Origin of the sequence: Niallia endozanthoxylica, assembly GCF_008710145.1 — a bacterium.
Lineage (GTDB): Bacteria > Bacillota > Bacilli > Bacillales > Cytobacillaceae > Bacillus_BD > Bacillus_BD endozanthoxylica.
In genome coordinates, this window is the sequence record NZ_VYKL01000056.1 from 1 (window position 1) to 1,803 (window position 1,803).

At 47.3% G+C, this 1,803-nt stretch carries 10 tRNA genes; all 10 read right to left on the reverse strand.

The window, feature by feature from the left end:
- Positions 1–365: 365 nt before the first annotated feature.
- A tRNA-Arg gene (locus F4V44_RS25030) sits at positions 366–439 on the reverse strand.
- A gap of 20 nt (positions 440–459) precedes the next feature.
- Positions 460–550 (reverse strand) — tRNA-Ser (locus F4V44_RS25035).
- Between the two features lie 292 nt (positions 551–842).
- A tRNA-Ile gene (locus F4V44_RS25040) sits at positions 843–919 on the reverse strand.
- A gap of 8 nt (positions 920–927) precedes the next feature.
- Positions 928–1,001: transfer RNA gene (locus F4V44_RS25045), tRNA-Gly, on the reverse strand.
- 3 nt (positions 1,002–1,004) lie between these two features.
- Positions 1,005–1,088 (reverse strand) — tRNA-Tyr (locus F4V44_RS25050).
- 17 nt (positions 1,089–1,105) lie between these two features.
- A tRNA-Asp gene (locus tag F4V44_RS25055) sits at positions 1,106–1,182 on the reverse strand.
- A gap of 3 nt (positions 1,183–1,185) precedes the next feature.
- Positions 1,186–1,259, reverse strand: a tRNA-Met gene (locus F4V44_RS25060).
- 71 nt (positions 1,260–1,330) lie between these two features.
- Positions 1,331–1,419 (reverse strand) — tRNA-Leu (locus F4V44_RS25065).
- Positions 1,420–1,424: 5 nt separating this feature from the next.
- A tRNA-Gly gene (locus F4V44_RS25070) sits at positions 1,425–1,499 on the reverse strand.
- Between the two features lie 67 nt (positions 1,500–1,566).
- Positions 1,567–1,639: transfer RNA gene (locus F4V44_RS25075), tRNA-Thr, on the reverse strand.
- Positions 1,640–1,803: the final 164 nt, after the last annotated feature.

Consider the following 1,803-nt stretch of genomic DNA (forward strand, 5'->3'; position numbering starts at 1 on the left):
GGAATCACAGACTAAGAACGCCACATTTGTGGCAACGTCTGTGTGACCCACATCCTGTGGGCCCCAACTAACCATCAGTGGGGGATGAAGAAAACCCCCACTGATGGAAGTTTCACTTTATCTAATACTTTATTTTACATGATTCGTCTCATAGCTACCACATTTTTAGTCGAATGATTGAAACGTGTGGACGGTTCTGACGTTTCAGGGTGAAACATGGAGACAATTCTCACATTTCAATCATTAGAAAAATAGGTAAAGCCCACGGTCAGGGAACGTAACCTTCCTCATAAGAAGTCACATTCTATTTCCAGCATAAAAAAACAACGAACCCTCGATTCAAAGATCAAGGATTCGTTGTTGAACGCGCCTTAGAGGATTCGAACCTCTGACACACGGCTTAGAAGGCCGTTGCTCTATCCAGCTGAGCTAAAGGCGCATTTTAACATATGTATTATATGGCGGAGAAGGAGGGATTTGAACCCTCGCGCCGGTTACCCGACCTACACCCTTAGCAGGGGCGCCTCTTCAGCCACTTGAGTACTTCCCCATCGAAAAGCGTAAGCGCCTTGCTTAGCGACGTATGGACTGACTTGCACAGGATCTGCTGACATCGACGTTCGCAACAGGACGTTGCGGTCTTTAGTCGATGTTCCTCTTAAAACGAGATAAAGGAAACACGAAGAGCACGGTAGTGCGATTCGATGTTGACTTATCGTAGGAAGGAGTGTGAAGTCCACTAGGCGCTAGGCGCTGAAGCTAGCCACCAGTCTAACTACAATGGCCTTACTATATTAACAAATAATATCATAATATAAATGAATTCTAGTTTTTTCAAATAATGGTGGGCCTAAATGGACTCGAACCATCGACCTCACGCTTATCAGGCGTGCGCTCTAACCAGCTGAGCTATAGGCCCATTATTTTTGGAGCGGGTGATGGGAATCGAACCCACGACAACAGCTTGGAAGGCTGTAGTTTTACCACTAAACTACACCCGCAAATGGTGGAGGGGGACGGATTCGAACCGCCGAACCCAAGGGAGCGGATTTACAGTCCGCCGCGTTTAGCCACTTCGCTACCCCTCCATATGATTTTAAATAAATGGCGGTCCGGACGGGACTCGAACCCGCGACCTCCTGCGTGACAGGCAGGCATTCTAACCAACTGAACTACCGGACCAGATTGCGGGGACAGGATTTGAACCTGCGACCTTCGGGTTATGAGCCCGACGAGCTACCGGACTGCTCCACCCCGCGATAATAAATAGTATTTAATTTGCACCATTTTTTCAAATGCTGCACATTGTATGACACTACTTTAATAAAAGTGGTGCCGAGGACCGGAATCGAACCGGTACGGTAGTCACCTACCGCAGGATTTTAAGTCCTGTGCGTCTGCCAGTTCCGCCACCCCGGCTAGTATGGAGCGGAAGACGGGATTCGAACCCGCGACCCCCACCTTGGCAAGGTGGTGTTCTACCACTGAACTACTTCCGCATGTAGTATATAGTACTACATTTCGCTCTAAATGCAAATGGCGTCTCTTCTAGATACGCCATTTGGATGCCGGCCAGAGGACTTGAACCCCCAACCTACTGATTACAAGTCAGTTGCTCTACCAATTGAGCTAGGCCGGCATTATACAGTTGTTAACTACTAGTTATTAGTTGTTAGTTGTTAGGATAAAAGGTTACTTCAAGTAAATAATTGGATCATTCAAATTCCTAACCAACTAATTACTATTTACTAAAATGATGGAGGATGACGGGCTCGAACCGCCGACCCTCTGCTTGTAAGGCAG